Genomic DNA, 18,475 nt, shown 5'->3' with positions numbered 1-18,475 from the left:
CGGCGGAATCGTCCGCCCGCACGTTCCAGCGCCGCAAATGCTGCGACACCCGCGCGGCCAGCCCCCGGTCGGGCGTCACCACCGCGACGCGCCGTTCAGGTGTGGCAAGAGCCTCGCGCACCAGCAAGGCGATGGCCTGCGCCTCTTCCTCGGGGTTGCCCGCCTCGATCAGCCGCACCCCCGCCAGACGCCGCTGCTTCGCCGGAAGCGCGGCCCAGCGGCGGCTTGCGAGCGGCGGCAGGAACAGGCTCGAAATGGCATGGCTGCGCTCGGGCGGGCCCTTGCCGAGACCGGCCCGGTGCCAGGCGCGGACCTCCTCGCGCGCAATGCCCATTCGCCCCAGCAGCAGCTTCAAATGATACTGCGGGTGAGTGATCGCATCGTCGCGCCCGAACGGCTCTTCCAGCGCCGGGTCGCCCGCGTGGCCCAGTTCGTCCCACACCTCGGCGTCCATCGACAGGTCGAAGTCGGGAAGGATCACCGCGCCTTGTGGCAGATGCGCGATTGTGCGCAGCATTTCCGCGAGCGCAGGCGCGGCGCTGGTCACGCCCGCCGCCACAATCGGGTGCCCGGGCGCAGCCTCGCGCAGGCGGCGGGCCGCGGTGCGGAACAGCAGATTGCGCCGCGCCGACATGTCGATTTCGCCGCGCTGGTCGAGCTGGTCGCGCCACAGCAGTTGCACCTTGGCGAACAGCGCGAGGTTGCTACGCCAGTGGTCGGAGTTCGCCGCAAGGATGCCGAGCACCCGCTCGCCGAGCAGATCCTGCGGCTGAATATCCTCGATCAGCAAACGGTCGATCACCCGCCCGGTCTCGGCGGCGAGCCGCATCAGCGCCGCGCCGGTCGAAGCGGCGTCGCCCTCCACCTCGCCGATCAGTTGCGCGAGTTTCAGCGTGCGCCGCACCGGGTCCGCCGCCGGGGGCACCGCCGCGCCCGCACCAAGCGAATCGAACAGCGGCCCGAGCGCCTCGTCGAGATCGAGATCGCCCACCTGCACCATGCGCGGCAACAAGAGCCCGCTAGTGCCCGTCTCCCCCGCATGGCGCACAAAGGCCTCGGTGATCGTGCGCGCGGCGCGGGTCGAGGGGACCAGCAAGGTCAGCCGGGCAAGGCCGAAGCTGTCGTCGCCATAACGCGGGACCAGCCCCGCCACGAGCGCATCGGCAAAGCCCCGGTGCGCGGCGATGGAATAGACGTTCGGTCCGGGCCGTTCAGACATTCCTGAGCGCGTCTTCGGTCGGCGCGATCATCTGCGGGGTGCCAACCTCGAACCACTGGCCGGTAAACGGCAGGCCGAACAAACGCCCTTCCTCGATCGCGCGGTCCCACAGGACATTGGTCGAGAACGGGCCCTCGGGCGCATCGCGCAGCAACCGTTTCGCCACCAGCTGAATGCCGGTGAAGACGAAAGGCGCAACACGCGGTTTCTGGCGACGGCGCAGGCGGCCCGCAGCGTCCATGTGGAAGTCGCCGAGCCCACGGAAGTTCACCGCGCCCTTGTGCGCGACCACCAGCAGCAGCGCGTCCATCTGCTCCGGGTCCCAGCGAGCCGAGAGGTCGGCAAAGCAGTTGCGCGGGCCATCGAGCCAGATGTTGTCCGAGTTCAGGCAGAAGAACGGGTCGGGCAACTGATCCTGCGCCTTAATCAGCCCGCCGCCCGTTTCGAGCAGCTGCGCCCGCTCGTCCGAAATGGTGATCGCCGGGGCCTTGCGCTCCGCCAAGTGCGCTTCGAGCGTGTCGGGCATGTAGTGGACGTTGACCAAGGCCTTGGCCACGCCCGCATCGGCAAGCCGGTCAAGCGCGTGGTCGATCAGCGGCTTGCCCATCACCCGCACCATCGGCTTGGGCATCGAGGCGGTGAGCGGACGCATCCGCTTGCCCATGCCTGCCGCCAGCACCATGGCGGTATCGGAAGCGAGCGTGGTCATGCGGTGAGTTTGCCCTTGTTGGCGCGCACTTCTGCGGGAATGTTGGCGTCGAACCAGCGCGCGACCGGGGCCAGCGCCGGATGCGCCAGATCGCGCTCCATCGCGGCCCACACGCGCGGGATTAGCGAGAGATAGCGCGGCTTGCCGTCGCGCTGATTAAGCCGCGCGAAGATGCCGACGATCTTGGCGTTGCGCTGCGCCCCGAGCCGGGCATAGTCGGCGGCGAAATGTTCGTCGCACCCGGCCTTCTGGCAATAGTGTTCGAGCATGGCCGCCTCGAGCTCCTCCGACACGTCGCGCCGCGCATCCTGCAACAGCGAGACGAGGTCATAGGCCCGGTGGCCAACCAGCGCATCCTGAAAGTCGATCAGCCCTTGCGAGCCGTCGGCCAGCAGCATGATATTTTCCGCGTGATAGTCACGCAGCACGGTGACACCGGGCTCCTGCCGCGCCAGCATGGGTTCGAGCACCTCGCGCCAGGCCGCCTCATACCCTGCCGCATCGACCTCTATTCCGGCCTGCGGGCAGAACCAGTCAGGCAGCAGCGCGACCTCACGCAAGTAGACCGCCATATCATAGGGCGCAAAGGGGCCGGGCGGGCACTGGTGCAGCGCCACCAGCGCATCGATGGCGGCGGTATAGACGCTCATCTCGTCAGCGGGATGCTCGTCGAGCCAGTCGCGCATCCGGTCAAACCCGAAGTCTTCGAGCAGGACCAGCCCGCGCTCGTCGCACTGAGCATAGATCTGCGGCGCGCGCATTCCGTGCCCGTTAAGCCAGTGCGCGACATGGAGGAATGGGCGCACATCCTCGTGCGGCGGCGGCGCGTCCATCAACAGGGCGGCCCTGCCCTCATGGGCAAGGCGAAAATAGCGGCGGAAACTCGCATCGCCGGGCAGCGGCTCGACCTGAGGCGCGGCCCAGCCCGATTCCGCCAGGAACTCGTCGATATGGCGCGGGAGAGTCTGGGTCATCCCCACCGCCCTAGCCAAGCTTGCCCCGGCTCGACAATCGCCATGCGGCCACCTTCCCCGTTTTCGTCGTGAAACCGGAGCGTAATGGCGAGGCAGACAGGCTCATGGGCGAAGCCGCCCGCCTGCATCGGCCACTCGGCGATCAACGCCGCACCCTCGCGATAATCGTCGAGCCCGATCTCGTCGGCTTCGGAAGGGTGCTCAAGCCGGTAGAAATCGGCGTGGACCAGCGGGGGGGACAGGTGATCGTATGTCTCAACGATTGTGAAGCTGGGCGACGGCACCTCGCCCTCGTGCCCCAGCGCGGCAATGATCGCGCGCGCCAGCGTTGTTTTCCCCGTGCCGAGATCGCCTTCGAGCGCCACCACATCGCCCGGCTGAAGCAGGTGCGCGATCCGCTCACCCAGCGCCGCCATCGCGGGGAGATCGGGGAGCGATACCTGTATGGTCATGGCAGGAAGATCGTGGCAGTGGTGCCCACGCCCTTCTCCGACTGGATTTCGAGCCGCCCATTGTGCGCCTCGATCAGCTGCCGGGCGAGCGGCAGACCCAGGCCGCGCTTGCCCGCCTTCCCTTCGCCGGTGCCGGGCCGCCGATAGCCATCGAGAGCGCGCGCCAGTTCGGAAGGCTTCATCCCCGCGCCGTTGTCAGAAATCACGATCTGCACCCCCGACTTGCGCCGCTGCAAGGCGACCAGCACGCGGCCCTTGGTGCCCGTCGCCGCAATCGCGTTGTCGAGCACGTTGCCCACCGCACGCGCCAGTTGCCGCGCATCGCCGGTGATCGACCCCGCGGACTTGTCACCGCGCAAATCGAGCGTGAGGTTCTTGGCTTCGATAGCCTCCTCACGCTCGCGCACGATGCGGGTGAGGAACGAGAACAGGCCGATCTCATCCTGCGCCATCGGCAGCAGGCCAGCCTCGCTCTGGGTCAGGTCGAGCACGGTCTCGATCTGCTGCGTAAGCCGTTCGACCGAGGTGATGATCGCGTTCACATAGTCCTTCGCCTGATCGCTCAGATCGCCCGCGATCCCGCTCGCCAGCAACTCGGCAAAGCCGCCGATCGAGGTGAGCGGGGTGCGGAATTCGTAAGACATGTTGGCGAGGAAGCGCGTCTTCATCGCATCGGCCTCTTCGAGCGCGGCATTGCGTTCGCGCAGCGCCGCCTCGGCCTTGGTCGAATCGGTCACGTCGAGCACGGTCAGCAGGCCGTTGCCATCGGGCAGCGGGACGCCCGCGAATTCGAGCGTACGTCCGTCGGCCATCAGCACCCGCCCGCTCTTGCGCTGGCGGTCGAGCGTGGCGGCGCGCACCACCTCGCCAATCGCTGCACGCTGGCCGGGGCGAGCGAGGCGCGTGGCGAGCTGTTCGAGCATTGCATCGACATGCCGGTGCTTGTCGAAGAAGTCCTCGCCGAGGCCCCAGGTGGCCGGGAACGTGCGGTTCCACAGCTGGATCTCGCCATTGGGCGCGAACACAGCGAGCGCCTCGAACAGCGAATCGAAGGTCGCCGTGCGGGTACGCAGTAGCGTGTCACGCGTGGCCGAGAGCGCGAGCTGCTCTGTGCGGTCCTCCGCCACCAGCACCAGCGAGCCATCGGGCATCGGCTGCGCGACAAGCCGCAGGTGCGTGTTATCGGGCAAGGTCCAGGCGTCTTCCACCGCGCTGTCGGAGACGAACCACTTGCGCAGTTGCCCGCGCCACTCGGGGAAGTCGCGCACCTCGGGCAGCCGTGCCTTGTCGCGGGCGATGTCGAGGAAACGCTCGAAGTCGAGCCCACGCGCCAGAGCTGGCGCCGGAAGCGAGAAAATGCGCGCAAACGGCTGGTTGGCGAAGGCGATCACCCGGTCGGGATCGAACTGCGCCACGCCCACGGAGAGTTGGTCGAGCATCGAGCGCTGCGCCTCGCGGAAGGCGCGGAAGGCGCGGCCCTGCTCCTCCATATCCTCGATATCGACGGCATAGCCCGCCACTCCGTCCTCGCCCAGTGGCAGGTCGGACACCCGCAGCGAGCGGCGCTGGTTGCCGATGGTGGCGGGAACGATCCGCTCCACCGCCTCGTCTTCAGTGTGCGCTTGCATGGCCACATCGGCGGCGGTCCGGCCCTCGACCGTTTCGACCAGCTCGATCTGCTGTGCGACCACCTCGTGCGCATCGTTTGCACCGACCGCCTCGACATAGGCGCTGTTGACGAGCCGCAGCTGCATGTCGGGCCCGCGAAACCACATCGGCATCGGCGCTGCCTCGATCAGGCCGATCAGCGCGATGAAATCGGCGCGTGCACGGTCAGCATCTTCGCGCAGCCGCTCAAGCTCAACCTGACTTGAGGAAAAGTCGAACCACCAGGTCAGCGCCGCGCCGCCGGTCGCCACGGCCGGATCGGCAAGGCTGCCGCTCACCGCAAGGCTACGGCTCGATCCATGCGGATGGAGGGCGAGCGTAAACGGCGCCGCCGTCTTGTGCGTGCGGCGCAGCGCCTCGCGCAGCTTGTCGAGTTCGCGCGGGGCAAGACCGCCGGTGCCGCCATCGAGTTCGGACAGGAATTCGGGCAGGTGATCGAGCCCGAGCCATGCGGCAAGCCGGTCCGGCCCTTCGATCCGGCCATCGGTGCGCACCAGCAGCGGCACGGCGGGCGATTCCTCGATCATCCGCGTCAGGCGGCGCGACTTGACCAGCGCCGCGCGGGCCGAGCGTTCCCGCGCACGGGCTCGCCACGTGAGCCAGGCGGCAAGCCCGGTCCACGCGGCCAGCAGCAGGCCGATCAGAGCCGCGGCAAGAGGGGTGAGTTCCATCTTCCGTCAGCTATGACCGGCAGCCCCGCGATGCAAGCTGCCTGCGGGGCATAGCCCCCGATCAATAGCGCCCGATCAGTAACGCCCGATCAGTAACGATAGTGCTCGGGCTTGAACGGGCCTTCCACCGGCACGCCGATGTAGTCGGCCTGCTTCTGGCTGAGCTTGGAGAGCTTCACCCCGAGCTTGTCGAGGTGCAGCGCGGCGACCTTCTCGTCGAGGTGCTTGGGCAGCACATAGACGTCGTTCTCGTAGCTCTCGTGCTTTTCCCACAGCTCCATCTGCGCCATCACCTGGTTGGTGAACGAGCAGCTCATCACGAAGCTGGGGTGGCCGGTGGCGCAGGCGAGGTTCACCAGACGGCCCTTGGCGAGCACGATGATCTCCTTGCCATCGGGGAACTTGACGAGGTCGGTGCCGGGCTTCAGCTCGTTCCACTCGTAGTTCGAGAGCGCCGAAATCTGGATCTCGCTGTCGAAGTGGCCGATGTTGCAGACGATCGCCATCGGCTTCATCGCCTTCATGTGATCGGCGGTGATCACGTCTTCGTTGCCGGTGGTGGTGACGAAGATGTCAGCGCGGGTCACCGCGTCTTCCATCGTGGTCACTTCATAGCCTTCCATCGCTGCCTGCAGAGCGCAGATCGGGTCGATTTCCGTCACCAGAACGCGCGCGCCGCCATTGCGCAGCGACTGCGCCGAACCCTTGCCGACATCGCCATAACCGGCCACGCAAGCGACCTTGCCCGAGAGCATCACGTCGGTGGCGCGGCGGATCGCATCGACCAGCGATTCGCGGCAGCCGTAGAGGTTGTCGAACTTCGACTTGGTGACGCTATCGTTCACGTTGATGGCCGGGAACGGCAGCTTGCCCTGCTTGGCCAGCGAGTACAGGCGGTGGACGCCGGTGGTGGTCTCTTCCGACACGCCGCGCAGGTTCTTCACGGTCTCGGTGAGGTAGCCCGGCTTCTTCGCGATAAAGGCCTTGAGCGCGCGCTGGAACTCGATTTCCTCGGCATTGCCCGGCGCGGGCAGCTCTTCGCCCGCTTCGACACGCGCGCCCCACAGCGCGAACATGGTGGCATCGCCGCCGTCGTCGAGGATGATGTTGGCCGTCTCGCCCGAGCCGTCCTTGTCCCAGTCGAAAATCTCGCCGACATAGTCCCAGTATTCAGCGAGGCTCTCGCCCTTCACCGCGAAGACCGGAATGTTCTGCGCGGCGATGGCGGCGGCGGCGTGGTCCTGCGTCGAGAAGATGTTGCAGGTGGCCCAGCGCACATCGGCGCCGAGCGCGGTCAGCGTCTCGATCAGCACGGCGGTCTGGATCGTCATGTGCAGCGAGCCGGTGATGCGCGCGCCCTTGAGCGGCTGCGCCGGGCCAAATTCGGCGCGCGTGGCCATCAGGCCCGGCATTTCGGTTTCGGCAATGGCGATCTCGGCCCGGCCATAGTCGGCCAGAGCAATGTCTTTAACAATATAGTCGTTCTTTGCGTCAGCCACGCGCACTTCTCCTGTGATGTAGGGATGAGCGCCGCCGGGGCTCCGCGCGGCACAATTGGTGCGCGGAGCCATAGGAGCCTCAGCCTGCGAGGTAAACCCTTGTCGCCTCCGCCGATCACCAGTGGCAAATCATCGCTGGCAACCCGTCGCAGGGCTTCCTATGTCTCGCCCGACCCTCACAACCAAGGATCCTGCAATGACGATTTCCAAAGGCGAGAAACTCCCCGACGTAAAGCTGGTCAAGGCAACCACCGACGGCCCCGACGCCGTGCAGTCGAGCGAGTTCTTCGCCGGCAAGAAGGTGGCGCTGTTCGCGGTGCCCGGTGCCTTCACCCCGACCTGCTCGGCCAAGCACCTGCCCGGCTATGTCGAAAAGGCCGCCGAACTGAAGGCCAAGGGCATCGACGAGATCGCCTGCGTCTCGGTCAACGATGCCTTCGTGATGGGCGCCTGGGGCAAGGACGCCGGCTCCTCCGATGTGACGATGCTCGCCGACGGCAGCGCCGACTTCGCCAAGGCGATCGGCCTCGATGCGGACTTCTCGGGCTATGGCATGGGCACGCGTTCGCAGCGCTTCTCGATGATCGTCAACGATGGCGTGGTCGAAGAGCTGAACGTCGAAGGCCCCGGCGAGTTCAAGGTTTCGAGCGCGGAGCACATGCTCGGCCAGCTCTGAGCCTGGCGCTGAATAAAGAAGGGCGGCGTTCCTGCCGGAGCGCCGCCCTTTCTTATGGCCGAAAGCAAGACGAGCGGATCAGCCGTCCCATTCCACATCGACCCCGAGCGAATCGATGTTTTTCACGAAATCGGGGTGCGCGCGGCGGATTGGGTCGGCATCAAGGATCGTGCTCTCGCCGTCAATGCTCGCCGCCACCATCAGCATCGCGATGGCGACGCGGATGATATAGGGGCTGGTCACCGTGGCAGGCACCAGCTTGTCGCCGCCGAAGGTTATCAACCGGTGCGGGTCGCACAGCAGCGTGTGCGCGCCGAACAGCGACAGCTCCGTGTGCCAGGTCAGCCCGCCTTCGTAGACCTTGTTCCAGAACATCACCTGCCCCTCGGCCTTGACGCCGAGCGCGATGAAGATCGGCAGCAGGTCGGCCGGAATATAAGGCCAGGGCGCAGCTTCCACCTTCACGGTGAGGTGCGAGGTGAAGTTGTTCTTCACGCTCAGCCGCTCGGGCGCTTCCATGCGCGACCAGCCATCCTTGTGCTCGACGTGGGCGCCGAATTTCTCGAACGTGCGGTCGATCAGCATGAAGTGCTCGGGGCAGCCGTTGCGCACCGAGATGTCGCCGCCCGTCACTGCCGCCAAAGCGAGGAAGGTCGCCACTTCGTGATAGTCGTCGGCGAAGGTGTAATCGACGCTGGTGAAGCTCGGCTCGCCCTCGATGCTGACCATCGAGGTGCCCTTGCCCTTGATCCGCGCACCCATCTTTTCGAGGAAAGCGCACAGCTCCTGCACATGCGGCTCGCAGGCCGCATTGACGATCTGGCTGGTGCCCTTGGCGTTAAGCGCCGAGATAATGAAGTTCTCGGTCGTGGTCACCGAGGCATATTCGAGCCACATCCGTGTCGCCTCGCCCGCGCCGCGCTGGCGGAACACGATGTGGCGGCCTTCGGACGACACCTCCGCGCCGAAGTTGCGGAACACCTCGACATGCGGATCGATCTCGCGCGCGCCGAGCGTGCAGCCCTTCACCTCGTGCTCCAGCCGCGCCTCGCCGAGCCGCGCCAGCAGGCCGGGGATCATCATGATCGAGGCGCGCATCGCCTGCGGCAGGCTAGCCCGCGCATTGGACGAAATGGTCGAGTGGTCGATAGCGAAGGTCTTGGCCGCCTTGTCCCACTCCACCGTGCTGCCGAGTTCAGAGAAGAACGCGTGGATGCGCGTCACATCGGTGATCTCGGGCACGTTGCGCAGCATGATCGGCGCGTCGCTCAGCAGCGTCGCGCACAGCACCGGGAGCACCGCATTCTTGTTGGCCGAAGGCTCGATCCGTCCGCTCAGCTTCTGCCCGCCGCGAACCCGCAATGCCGTCATTCTGTCTTAGTCCTTACTTTGCCGAAGCACGCTCAACGCTGCTTCAATAGCCCATCAGCTTGAGCACTTCTTCCCGGCTGCGGTGGTCCGAGCGGAACAGACCCATGACCCGGCTCGTCACCATGCCGACGCCCTGCGTGCGCACACCGCGTGCCGACATGCAGGCGTGGCTCGCCTCGATCACCACGGCCACGCCGCGGGGATGAAGCTCTTCCCAGATGCACTGCGCGACCTCGGCAGTCAGCCGCTCCTGAATTTGCAAGCGCCGGGCATAACCGTGCAGCACGCGCGCCAGCTTGGAGATGCCCACCACCTTATCGGTCGGCAGATAGGCGATGGCCGCCTTGCCGATGATCGGGGCCATGTGATGCTCGCAGTGGCTCTGGAACGGGATGTCCTTGAGCAGCACGATCTCGTCATAGCCACCGACCTCGTGGAACACCCGCGACAGATGAACGCGCGGATCTTCCTCGTAGCCCTGGCAATATTCCTTCCACGCCCGCGCGACCCGCGCCGGAGTATCGGTCAGCCCTTCACGCGTTGGATCGTCGCCCGCCCAGCGAATGAGCGTGCGGATAGCTTCCTGAACGTCCTCGGGAACCGGCATCTTACCGTTGCCGACAGTCTCTTCCTCGTGCTTGCAACTCATCAATCGACCTGGCGTATCCTTCTCAGCCGGGCCCGTGCCCTGGCTCTCGCCTTTGCCAATAGGCTGCCGGGACGGAAAAGGCCATTCTTTGCCGGCAGTATCGCAAACACGTCTCCCGGCTCCTCGGGGTCCAACGTTTCGCGCAAGGCCAGTTCGCGACTGGTCTCGTCCATGGGTTCGGGATGAAACGGGCGCAAATGGCGGCGTTGCAAGCCCTCGCCGCGACTGTTTACGCCCGCGATCATCGCCGCCATCGAGCCATAGGTCGCGAGCAGTCCCGGCACCGCCTCTTCATCGATCCCGCAATGCTCGGCCAAGAGCGAATGGCGAATACGCGCGATCGGCTCGCGCGCATGGTCATTGCCGGGACGGCGCGCGTCGATGAACACGTCACACTCCGAATCGAGGCCCATCGAGCGGTTGTTGAAGTTGGCCGATCCGATCCGCAGCACCTCGTCATCGATGATCAGCAGTTTAGCATGGACATAGATCGGCCGGTCGTCGGTATAGGGCACATAAAGGTGAAAGCAGTGGTTCTGGTCGAGTTCGGCCAATGCGCTCACCAGTTCGGCGCGGGCCGGGTTCATCGCCTGCTCCTCGGCCCAGCCCTGTGCGGAATTGGGATGCACGATCACAATCTCAGGCGGGTCTGGCTGAGCCAGCCTCTGGGCAATCGCCTCGCACACGGCGCGGCTCGCGAAATACTGGTTCTCTGCGTAGATAAAGCGCCTGGCGCCAAGGATCTGCTTGCAGAACAGCGTCTCGATTTCGTCGATTTTGGGCAGGTCACCGTGCTCGGCCCGCGTGCGGGCAATGCCGATCTCGACCTCTTCGAAATGCGCATCGAGCCCTTCGGGCCAGGCGCTTTCCTCACATTTCTCGGACGGCTTTAGCGGCTTGCCCCCGGCGGCGATCCAGCGCTGACGGCCAAGGTCTTCCAGCGCGCCGGCGACCTCGCCCTCCATCATCATGGTGACATCGTGCCAGGGGCCATAGTGCGTCCCGCGCGGCAGCTTCCGCCCCGGATCGTCGGTATGGTGCGCGCGGGTATCCCAGCGGCCACCGGTCATGTCGATCCCGCCGCAAACCGCGAACTGCTTGTCGATGACGACGATTTTCTGATGGTGGCTGCATCCCAGCGGATGCGCGGTATCGAACTTGAAGTCGATCCGCCGATGGCGCGCCCAGCGGATCAGGTCGAACAGCATGGTGCCGCGCATCATCAGCGAGAAGACCGAATAGCTCCACTTGAGGATGCGCACCTCAAGCCCCGGCTTGGTCCGGTTCAGCCACAGGATGAAGCTGCCGAGCCGCGACGGATAGGAGCCGTCGAACGGGCGCTGATACCAGCGGCGTCCGCGGGTGAGGTGAATGCGGGTGTCGAAATCCCACCCGATCAGCAAAATGCGCTGACGCGCGCGCAGCATGGCTTGCTGGACGAGGTCGAAGTATTCCTCCCCATCCACGGCCACGCGAACGCGCCGGGCCCTGGCATAGCGCCAGACACCCGGCTCCACCGAACTGTCGTCGAACTCGCTGAGCTGGCTCTGCGCTTCAGCCGTTCCGCGTGCCATCGGCATCATCGCTCCTGCTGGCCCCCTGTTCGCCCCGCCATCGACTGCGGCGAGACAGGAGCGCTATTCCTTGGCGTCTTCTGCCTTCTCCGGGGTCACCTCGGCATCGGTCTTCTCGGCCTCCTTACGCCGATCGAAGACCGATTGCATATACTCGCGGTCGTCATCGGTCAGATAGTTCTCGAAGTCGGGGAAGTGATCCTGCTCTTCCTCGTCGATATGGTGACGGTAGTCATGGTCGAGCTGCTTGAACTTGGCCATCCATGCCGAGGACGACATGTCGGTGGCGGCGAGATCATTGAGTGCTTCCTCGATCTCGTGGTGCTCGGCGACCGAATGGCGCGTCTCGTCGGTGGTGTCCGGCTTGCGCAGCATCGTGGAGTAGAGCGCCTGCTCTTCGGCAGATGCGTGGCTCTTCACTTCCTTGGTGAACTCTTCGAGCAGCGCCTTGCGCTCGTCGCTTTCGCCGTGGGTCTTGCCCATCTTGTCGAGCAGGTCGCGGTGCTTGTCGTGGTCGCGCTTGAGGCGCGCGAAGATGTCGTGTTGCATGAGGGCCTTCCTGTATCGGGTGTTCCCTAGAGTAACACTGCGACAGGCGGTCCGTTCCGCACAAGCGCGACCTGGTACACCCCGAAGGGTGCAGCTGGACAATCCAAGTCGTTGGGAAAATTGGCGCACCCGGAAGGATTCGAACCTCCGACCACCTGATTCGTAGTCAGGTACTCTATCCAGCTGAGCTACGGGTGCGCTCTGGAGGCCGGGCAAATACGGAGCGTGGTGCGGCTTGGCAACCCCTAAATCGACATTCTTTTCACGAAATCGCGATCCATCGGGGCAAGCGGCAGGTCCAGCGCCTGTTCGCGGGTGAACCAGCCCCAGGACTGCCCCTCGCAGCCCCTTGGTGAACCATGCCAGCGAGTGGCTTGATAAAGCATCAGAACTACGGGCCGCTGTTCCTCCCGCGCCTCTTCCGCAAGCAGCAAGGCGGTGCAATCCGCGGGTTTCACCGCGATGCCGAGTTCTTCGGAAATTTCACGCGCCAATGCCTCGCGTGGCGATTCGCCGGCATCGACCTTGCCGCCAGGAAACTCCCACAGACCGCCATGATGTTTGCCCACCGGGCGCTGCTGAAGCAGTAGCCGCCCAGCCTCATCGACCAGCGCCAGCGCCACCACCGGCAACCATGCAGCAGCGATAACCTCCGAGGGGTGCGTCATAATTCTTCCTTAGGGCTTTGCTGCCATTGTCTGTTCAAATTGGTCCACGACAGGGGATATCCGTGGCAATCTGTGCAGTTTTCAAACGGGTTATGACCGATGACACAGCCGCCACCGCGGTGGAATACGGCCTGATTCTGAGCCTCATTGTGCTCGCCATGGTCGCTTCCTTGCAAGGCGTCGCCGATATGACGGTGGGCATGTGGGAAAATGTAAAAGGCAAGGTGTTGGGAGCGAGCACGAATTAGCTCTTTGTCAACGAATCACCCTTAGAATGCCGCTTATCCGGACGGGAAACCAGCTGGATCGGGTACCGAAGACTTCGAATTTCAGGAGACAACCATGACCTTCTTCAAAAAGCTCGCCCGCGACGAAGCTGGCGCTACCGCAATCGAATACGGCCTGATCGCCGCCCTGATCGCCGTTGCCGCGATCACCGCGATGGGCGCTCTGGGCAACCAGCTCAGCTCGACCTTCAACAAGGTGACGACCGAAATGTCCAAGGGCAACAGCGCTGTCGACACCGGCAGCAAGTAAGAACATTGGCGTAGCCAAGCTTTGACTAGCCAGTCACAGCAGGAATTCGGGGCGGCGGGGAAACCTGCCGCCCCTTTTCTTTGTGGGCAGCGCCCTCAGTTCGAGCGCACCACGATCTTGTACTGCTGGCCCGGAACCAGCGTGGCGTTGCCCGAAAGCCCGTTCAGCACGCGGAAGCGCGCCTCCTGCGCATCGGGATAGGCCATGCGGCGCGCAAGCGTGGCGACTGTATCGCTGCGCTGCGCGGTGACCACGTCGACCCGGCGCGGCACCACGGCATTGGCCTCGCTTGTGCTGATGCGGCGCATCGAGTTGAACATCTCGTTGAACACCGAGGCCTGCCCCGCCGGCGTGATCGCCTGGAAGTGGAACGCCTGATTGGGCGCAAACTCATAGGCGAACACGGTCACATCGACCTGCTGCTGCCCGTTGTTCACCCGCGCAATGCCGAAGGCTGCCGGAAGGCCGTTGACCGTCGTGCGCTGGATCGAAGCCGGGGCCAGATTGGCATTCTGCCCGCCGATCGCCTGGAACACCGAGCGGATATAGCTGTCAAGATTGTTCGAGAACGCCGCAGTCGTCATCTGCGCCTTGCCCGCATCGCCGTTGATGCTGACGGCGCTGGTGCCGTTGACCATGTAAAAGCCCTGAGGCGCGGTAAAGCTCAGCCGCAGCTGCGGGTGAATAAACTGGCGGCCTTCGATCACGCCCTGCGCCGGATCGTCGCCGTACATCAGCCCGTCGATGTTGTTGAGGAAGCTGTCGCGGTTCACAACGCCGGTGCCGTTGCCCGCGAGCTGCATCGCATACTGCACACGGCTGGCCGGATCGGGGTGCGTGCTCGCCCATTCGGGGATCGTCGCATTGGCGCGTCCCTGCAACTGCGCATCGAGCGCGTTCTGCGCCGCGAGACTGGCAAGCAGGGTTGCCATGGCGTGCGGATCGTAACCTGCCGAATTGAGATAATCGATGCCGAGCGCGTCGGCTTCGGTTTCCTGACTGCGCGAATAGCTGAGCGTCAGCATCTGCGAGCCCTGCATCGCCCCCTGCGCGATGGTGTTGCCAAGCGCGCTGTTGCCAAGCAGCACCTGACTGAGGATCGCCAGCCCCAACCCGCCGAGCTGGTTACGCTGCGCCGCAGCCTGCCGCCGCGCCGAATGGCGCGCCGCCACGTGACCGACCTCGTGGCCGAGCACGGCGGCCAGTTCCGCCTCGTTGTTCATCAGCGTGACCAGCTGGCGCGTCGCATAGACATAGCCGCCGGGCACCGCGAAGGCGTTGTTCACCGAGGAATTGAGCAGCGTCACGTTAAACGCGGTCGGGCTGGTCGCCAGACCCGACTGGACCGCAATGTTCTGGCCCACCTGCGAAACGTAACGCGCCTGCGGCCCCGACATCGCACCGCCGAACTCGGCCACGAACTGTTCGTGATACTGCGCGCCCTGCTGCGCTTCGGCCTGCGTGATGGGCGCACCCGGCGCGACATTCGCCCCCGGAACCGTGGCGCAGGCGACGAGACCCAGGGAGGCACTGCTCGCCACGAGCAAGCCCTTGATGCGGGTGGACAAACGGACTGCGCGGACGCGGTGCGACATGTGACGATGCTCCTCAAACGGCAAGAGGAAGCGCGCGCTGCCCTTGCCAGTTCCCTAACCTGATGACCGCTTGGCTAGGCTGCACCCCGCAGCACCGCAAGCGTCCTAAGCCAAACAGCCTGAAGTGTCAGAGGTTCCGGCCGATCGCGAGGAAGCGCTCCTCGCGCTGTCTGCGCAAGGTGGCCGAATCGAGCTTCACCAGCGCTTCGAGTTCCGCGTCGATGGCATCGGCGAGCGTGGCCACGGCGGCAGCCGGATCGCGCTGCGCACCGCCGACCGGCTCGGGCACGATCCGGTCGATCACGCCCAGTTCGGCCAGATCCTGCGCAGTGAGCTTCATTGCCTCGGCCGCATCGGGCGCTTTTTCTGCCGTGCGCCATAGGATCGAAGCACAGCCCTCGGGCGAAATCACCGAATAGACCGCATGTTCGAACATCAGCACCCGCTCGGCGCTCGCCAGCGCCACTGCGCCGCCCGAGCCACCCTCGCCCACGATCACCGCCACCATCGGCACGCCGAGCGCAAGGCAGGCCTCGGTCGAGCGGGCGATGGCTTCGGCCTGACCGCGTTCTTCGGCCTCGATGCCGGGGAAAGCGCCCGAGGTGTCAACCAAGGTCACCACCGGCAGGCCGAACTTGTCGGCCATTTCCATCAGGCGGATCGCCTTGCGATAGCCTTCGGGCTTGCCCATGCCAAAGTTGTGTTCGAGCCGGCTGACCGTGTCGTGGCCCTTCTCGTGCCCGATCAGCATGACCTTGCGCCCGCGCAGCGTGGCCAGGCCGGCCATGATCGCGCGGTCGTCGCCATAGAGGCGGTCGCCGCCCAAGGGCATGAAGTGGTCGAAACCGAGGCTGACATAGTCACGGAAGTGCGGGCGACCGGGATGCCGGGCCACCTGCGTCTTCTGCCAGGGCGACAGCCCGGCATAGGTGCTGGCCAGCAGCTTGGCGCTGCGCGCTTCAAGCCGTTCAAGCTCGCGCGAGATATCGACGTCGCCGTCTTCGCCTGCTGCGGCGCGCAGCTCGGCAATCTTGATTTCAAGGTCTGCGACCGGCTTTTCAAATTCGAGGTATGCTACCATGACAGCCGCGCTAGCTCGCCCGTCCGTCGCCCGCAAGAGGATGACGTGCGTTTACCAGTGCCACAAGCCGCGCGGCATCGACATGAGTGTAAATTTGCGTGGTCGAAATATCGGCATGGCCGAGCAGCGTTTGCAGCAGCCTGAGGTCCGCGCCACCTTCGAGCAGGTGGGTGGCAAAGGCATGGCGCAGCACGTGCGGGCTGACCTTGTCCGCATCGAGCCCGGCGCGCGCGGCCAGCTCCTTGATCAGCTGATAGAGCCTGATTCGGCTGAGATAGGCCTCGCGCGAGGGGAACAGGAACTTCGATCCTTGCGGGCGCACCTCCAGCCAGCGCGACAGAGCAATGCGCGCGCGGCTCGACACCGGGACCATACGCGCCACCCCGCCCTTGCCCACCAGCGAGAGGAACGGTGCATCGCGCGGCACGGCAGAGAGCGGCAGCGACACCAGCTCGCTCGCGCGCAGGCCCGAGCCATAGAGCAGCTCGACCAGCGCCAGCATGCGAATCGCTGCCGGGGTGCCGGTCTCGGCCTCCTCCTCCAGCACGGCGAACAGCTTCGCCACATCATCATGCGACAGCAGCTTAGGCAGTGGGCGGCGCGTTTGCGGGCGGGCCAGCGCGGTCGACGGGTCGTCGTCGCGCCAACCCTCGTCCACGGCGAAGGCGAAGAACTGCCGCAGCGCGGAAATCCGCCGCGCCACCGACGACGGCGCCAGATGCGCCCATTGTCCGGCCAGCCTGGCGAGTTGCTCGCGGCCCGCTGCGCACAGGTCGCCAATTGCCTCCTCGCTGGCACGCAGGTCGCGGCCATAGGCATCGAGCGTGTTGCGGGTCGCGCCGCGCTCGGCGGCGAGCATATCGAGGAAAGCGGCAATCGCGCCGGAGGCAGCGCGCGTCGCCATCAGCCGCGCGCAACCGCCTCGGCGGCGATCATGCGCGCCTCGGCCGAGAGCCCCACCTGATCGAGCGCTCGCACGATGGTGAACAGCTGGCGCGGTGTCATCGCCGCCCAGCTCTCCCCGCGCATACCGACCCCGGCGAGCAACGCGACCAGCCCGGCATTGCCAGTGGCGGCGGCACGTTCGATCTTGCTGCGCCATGCCCCGGTGCGATTGAGCGAGGTGCCAAGCGTACCGGCAACATCGCTCGCGTCGTCATTGCTCAGGCGGCCAAGCCCGGCCAGACCGGCCAGCAGGAATTCCGCCTTGCGCTCGCTCACGTCGGCAAAGTCTTGCACCGCGCTCGCAGACACATCCGATTCGCGCGAGGGCTGCGCGAGGACGAGCAGCGCCCAGCCCAGCGAGCCTTCGTCGACCACCTGGCCCCAGCGCAGCGCATTGCGATCGAGCCCGGCGGTGAGCATCGAGGCGATCAGATCGCCCGCATCATCAGCCAGAGCGTCGGACGGTTCGATCCGTGCCGCGGCATAGGCCGTCAGCACCTTGGCGCCATAACCGGGGTTGGCCGTCCACAGATTGCGCATCGCCGCGATCCGCTGAGCGACATCGGCGGCGGCATAGGCGGCACGCAGCTGGCGAGCCGGAGCCTTGGCCCCGGCATCATAAAGATCGCTGGCGAACAGCAGCGAATAAAGATCGACCATCGCCGCAGACGACAAGGTGCCGCGTGCGGCGGCGACGTTGGCGGCCTTGATCCGGTCCAGCAGCGGACTGGCCGGAATCTGGACCTCGGCGAGATCGAGATCGGGTTGCTGACCGGGGCTGCGCAGGCTTTCGGGAATGTCCGCCCCCAGAGCACGGGCAAGACCGAAACGCCAGGCATTCAGATCTTCCACCCCGTCCCACTCGATATTGACGGCGCGGCGCCCCTCGCCCGCAGCTCCGGCAAAACGCTGGGCAAGCCGCACGTCGATGGTCGGGGCCATCTGGGTGCCGAGCACCTTCTGCAAGCGCCGTTCACCGCTGCGCACCTGCCCGTCATAGGCGAGGCACAGGCCCTGCATCATCTCCCATTCGCCATCCTCGCGCAGCAGCGGCTGAAGCCGGGCGACCGGGCACATTCCGAGAATGTCACCGGTGGCGAGATAGCTGTCCATCGCCGCATCGGCGAGCGCGAGGTTATAGTTCGAGCCATCGACATCCTGCACCAGCGCGCGGGCGACCGTCTCCTCGCCCATCGAATTGAGCGCAGCGGCACGCATGGCGGCGAAGGTCGCCGGGTCCATACCCTCGGGCGCGTCGAGTCGGCTTGCCAGCACGCGGCGCAGCAGGATGTGCCCCCAGCGCGACAGCATCGGCCCCTTGGCGGCCGTCAGCGCGGCATTCACCAGCTGAGCGGGCTGTCCGGCGAGGCTGCGCGAGTGGAACCCGCCCTCCTCGCTCGACATCACGCCAACCTTTTCCATCGAACGGCGCGCACCGGGAGGAATGTCGAACTTGGGCGTGAGGCCGAGAACCTGATCGATCTCGTCGGGGTCCATCGCTTCCAGCTCGGCAAGCGAGGGGAAACCGGCGGGCAAGGCGATCCCGCTGCCTCGCACGGCCGCAGTGCCTTCGCCCGCACCGGGCAGGGGCTGAATCACCGGGCTGGCGGTCGGTCCAGCCGCACCGGGCGCGGGAGA

The 18,475-nt window shown here is 65.7% G+C and carries 17 protein-coding genes, 1 tRNA gene and 1 pseudogene; 3 read left to right on the top strand and 16 right to left on the bottom strand.

The window, feature by feature from the left end:
- The 6 genes and pseudogenes from D2V17_RS05020 to ahcY all read right to left on the bottom strand — a co-directional run.
- Positions 1–1,219 (bottom strand): annotated as a pseudogene (locus tag D2V17_RS05020) (double-strand break repair protein AddB); the annotation flags it as partial.
- A complete protein-coding gene (locus D2V17_RS05015; RefSeq protein ID WP_119592000.1) occupies positions 1,212–1,928 on the bottom strand; it encodes a nucleotidyltransferase family protein in 717 nt (238 codons plus the stop codon). The gene D2V17_RS05015 and the pseudogene D2V17_RS05020, both read right to left, overlap by 8 nt.
- Positions 1,925–2,902: an aminoglycoside phosphotransferase family protein gene (locus tag D2V17_RS05010; protein ID WP_119591999.1), complete on the bottom strand. Its 978-nt coding sequence runs from the start codon at positions 2,900–2,902 to the stop codon at positions 1,925–1,927. Before D2V17_RS05010 ends, D2V17_RS05015 begins: the two co-directional genes overlap by 4 nt.
- A complete protein-coding gene (gene tsaE / locus D2V17_RS05005) occupies positions 2,899–3,354 on the bottom strand; it encodes a tRNA (adenosine(37)-N6)-threonylcarbamoyltransferase complex ATPase subunit type 1 TsaE (protein ID WP_191229080.1) in 456 nt (151 codons plus the stop codon). Before tsaE ends, D2V17_RS05010 begins: the two co-directional genes overlap by 4 nt.
- Entirely contained in the window at positions 3,351–5,693 is a 2,343-nt protein-coding gene (locus tag D2V17_RS05000; RefSeq protein WP_119591998.1) for a PAS domain-containing sensor histidine kinase, read from the bottom strand. Before D2V17_RS05000 ends, tsaE begins: the two co-directional genes overlap by 4 nt.
- A gap of 89 nt (positions 5,694–5,782) precedes the next feature.
- Positions 5,783–7,192, bottom strand: a complete 1,410-nt coding sequence (gene ahcY / locus D2V17_RS04995; RefSeq protein WP_245978548.1) for an adenosylhomocysteinase — start codon at positions 7,190–7,192, stop codon at positions 5,783–5,785.
- 196 nt (positions 7,193–7,388) lie between these two features.
- On the opposite strand from ahcY, the gene D2V17_RS04990 reads away from it, so the two are divergent.
- A complete protein-coding gene (locus D2V17_RS04990) occupies positions 7,389–7,868 on the top strand; it encodes a peroxiredoxin (RefSeq protein WP_119592003.1) in 480 nt (159 codons plus the stop codon).
- A 78-nt stretch (positions 7,869–7,946) separates the two neighbouring features.
- Here D2V17_RS04990 and D2V17_RS04985 read toward each other — a convergent pair whose 3' ends face one another.
- From D2V17_RS04985 to D2V17_RS04960, 6 genes are all read right to left on the bottom strand, one after another.
- Entirely contained in the window at positions 7,947–9,239 is a 1,293-nt protein-coding gene (locus D2V17_RS04985; RefSeq protein ID WP_119591996.1) for a UDP-N-acetylglucosamine 1-carboxyvinyltransferase, read from the bottom strand.
- A 43-nt stretch (positions 9,240–9,282) separates the two neighbouring features.
- Entirely contained in the window at positions 9,283–9,888 is a 606-nt protein-coding gene (folE, locus tag D2V17_RS04980) for a GTP cyclohydrolase I FolE (RefSeq protein ID WP_119591995.1), read from the bottom strand.
- Positions 9,888–11,462, bottom strand: a complete 1,575-nt coding sequence (locus tag D2V17_RS04975; RefSeq protein ID WP_245978546.1) for a phospholipase D-like domain-containing protein — start codon at positions 11,460–11,462, stop codon at positions 9,888–9,890. Before D2V17_RS04975 ends, folE begins: the two co-directional genes overlap by 1 nt.
- Before the next feature lie 63 nt (positions 11,463–11,525).
- Positions 11,526–12,011: a hemerythrin domain-containing protein gene (locus D2V17_RS04970; protein WP_119591994.1), complete on the bottom strand. Its 486-nt coding sequence runs from the start codon at positions 12,009–12,011 to the stop codon at positions 11,526–11,528.
- 121 nt (positions 12,012–12,132) lie between these two features.
- Positions 12,133–12,209, bottom strand: a tRNA-Arg gene (locus D2V17_RS04965).
- Between the two features lie 47 nt (positions 12,210–12,256).
- Positions 12,257–12,634 carry a (deoxy)nucleoside triphosphate pyrophosphohydrolase gene (locus tag D2V17_RS04960; RefSeq protein WP_281270542.1) on the bottom strand — a complete coding sequence of 126 codons (378 nt, stop codon included), beginning with the start codon at positions 12,632–12,634 and terminating at the stop codon, positions 12,257–12,259.
- Positions 12,635–12,771: 137 nt separating this feature from the next.
- On the opposite strand from D2V17_RS04960, the gene D2V17_RS04955 reads away from it, so the two are divergent.
- Entirely contained in the window at positions 12,772–12,927 is a 156-nt protein-coding gene (locus tag D2V17_RS04955; protein ID WP_119591992.1) for a Flp family type IVb pilin, read from the top strand.
- A gap of 94 nt (positions 12,928–13,021) precedes the next feature.
- On the top strand, positions 13,022–13,216 hold the full coding sequence (locus D2V17_RS04950) for a Flp family type IVb pilin (RefSeq protein ID WP_119591991.1): 195 nt from the start codon (positions 13,022–13,024) through the stop codon (positions 13,214–13,216).
- Positions 13,217–13,311: 95 nt separating this feature from the next.
- Here the strand turns inward: D2V17_RS04950 and D2V17_RS04945 are convergent, their stop codons facing one another.
- The 4 genes from D2V17_RS04945 to D2V17_RS04930 form a co-directional block, all read right to left on the bottom strand.
- Entirely contained in the window at positions 13,312–14,811 is a 1,500-nt protein-coding gene (locus tag D2V17_RS04945) for a M48 family metalloprotease (protein WP_119591990.1), read from the bottom strand.
- Between the two features lie 127 nt (positions 14,812–14,938).
- Positions 14,939–15,892, bottom strand: a complete 954-nt coding sequence (locus tag D2V17_RS04940) for an acetyl-CoA carboxylase carboxyltransferase subunit alpha (RefSeq protein WP_119591989.1) — start codon at positions 15,890–15,892, stop codon at positions 14,939–14,941.
- A 10-nt stretch (positions 15,893–15,902) separates the two neighbouring features.
- Positions 15,903–16,796, bottom strand: a complete 894-nt coding sequence (locus tag D2V17_RS04935; RefSeq protein WP_119591988.1) for a tyrosine recombinase — start codon at positions 16,794–16,796, stop codon at positions 15,903–15,905.
- Positions 16,796–18,475, bottom strand: a 1,680-nt coding sequence (locus D2V17_RS04930; protein ID WP_245978544.1) for a hypothetical protein, incomplete at its 5' end; no start/stop codon positions are given. The genes D2V17_RS04935 and D2V17_RS04930, both read right to left, overlap by 1 nt.

It is taken from the genome of Aurantiacibacter xanthus, assembly GCF_003584015.1.
GTDB classification, from domain to species: domain Bacteria; phylum Pseudomonadota; class Alphaproteobacteria; order Sphingomonadales; family Sphingomonadaceae; genus Alteraurantiacibacter; species Alteraurantiacibacter xanthus.
Note: the sequence above shows the minus strand (reverse complement) of the source record. Positions and strands in the feature narration are given on the sequence as shown.

What these genes read in the sequence shown, in the direction of transcription:
- tsaE (WP_191229080.1), bottom strand. Translation starts at nt 3,354, where the DNA reads ATGACCATACAGGTATCGCTCCCCGATCTCCCCGCGATGGCGGCGCTG.
- D2V17_RS05000 (WP_119591998.1), bottom strand. Translation starts at nt 5,693, where the DNA reads ATGGAACTCACCCCTCTTGCCGCGGCTCTGATCGGCCTGCTGCTGGCC.
- D2V17_RS04945 (WP_119591990.1), bottom strand. Translation starts at nt 14,811, where the DNA reads ATGTCGCACCGCGTCCGCGCAGTCCGTTTGTCCACCCGCATCAAGGGC.
- D2V17_RS04950 (WP_119591991.1), top strand. Translation starts at nt 13,022, where the DNA reads ATGACCTTCTTCAAAAAGCTCGCCCGCGACGAAGCTGGCGCTACCGCA.
- D2V17_RS05015 (WP_119592000.1), bottom strand. Translation starts at nt 1,928, where the DNA reads ATGACCACGCTCGCTTCCGATACCGCCATGGTGCTGGCGGCAGGCATG.
- D2V17_RS04985 (WP_119591996.1), bottom strand. Translation starts at nt 9,239, where the DNA reads ATGACGGCATTGCGGGTTCGCGGCGGGCAGAAGCTGAGCGGACGGATC.
- D2V17_RS04970 (WP_119591994.1), bottom strand. Translation starts at nt 12,011, where the DNA reads ATGCAACACGACATCTTCGCGCGCCTCAAGCGCGACCACGACAAGCAC.
- D2V17_RS04935 (WP_119591988.1), bottom strand. Translation starts at nt 16,796, where the DNA reads ATGGCGACGCGCGCTGCCTCCGGCGCGATTGCCGCTTTCCTCGATATG.
- D2V17_RS04955 (WP_119591992.1), top strand. Translation starts at nt 12,772, where the DNA reads ATGACCGATGACACAGCCGCCACCGCGGTGGAATACGGCCTGATTCTG.
- folE (WP_119591995.1), bottom strand. Translation starts at nt 9,888, where the DNA reads ATGAGTTGCAAGCACGAGGAAGAGACTGTCGGCAACGGTAAGATGCCG.
- D2V17_RS04990 (WP_119592003.1), top strand. Translation starts at nt 7,389, where the DNA reads ATGACGATTTCCAAAGGCGAGAAACTCCCCGACGTAAAGCTGGTCAAG.
- D2V17_RS05010 (WP_119591999.1), bottom strand. Translation starts at nt 2,902, where the DNA reads ATGACCCAGACTCTCCCGCGCCATATCGACGAGTTCCTGGCGGAATCG.
- D2V17_RS04975 (WP_245978546.1), bottom strand. Translation starts at nt 11,462, where the DNA reads ATGGCACGCGGAACGGCTGAAGCGCAGAGCCAGCTCAGCGAGTTCGAC.
- D2V17_RS04940 (WP_119591989.1), bottom strand. Translation starts at nt 15,892, where the DNA reads ATGGTAGCATACCTCGAATTTGAAAAGCCGGTCGCAGACCTTGAAATC.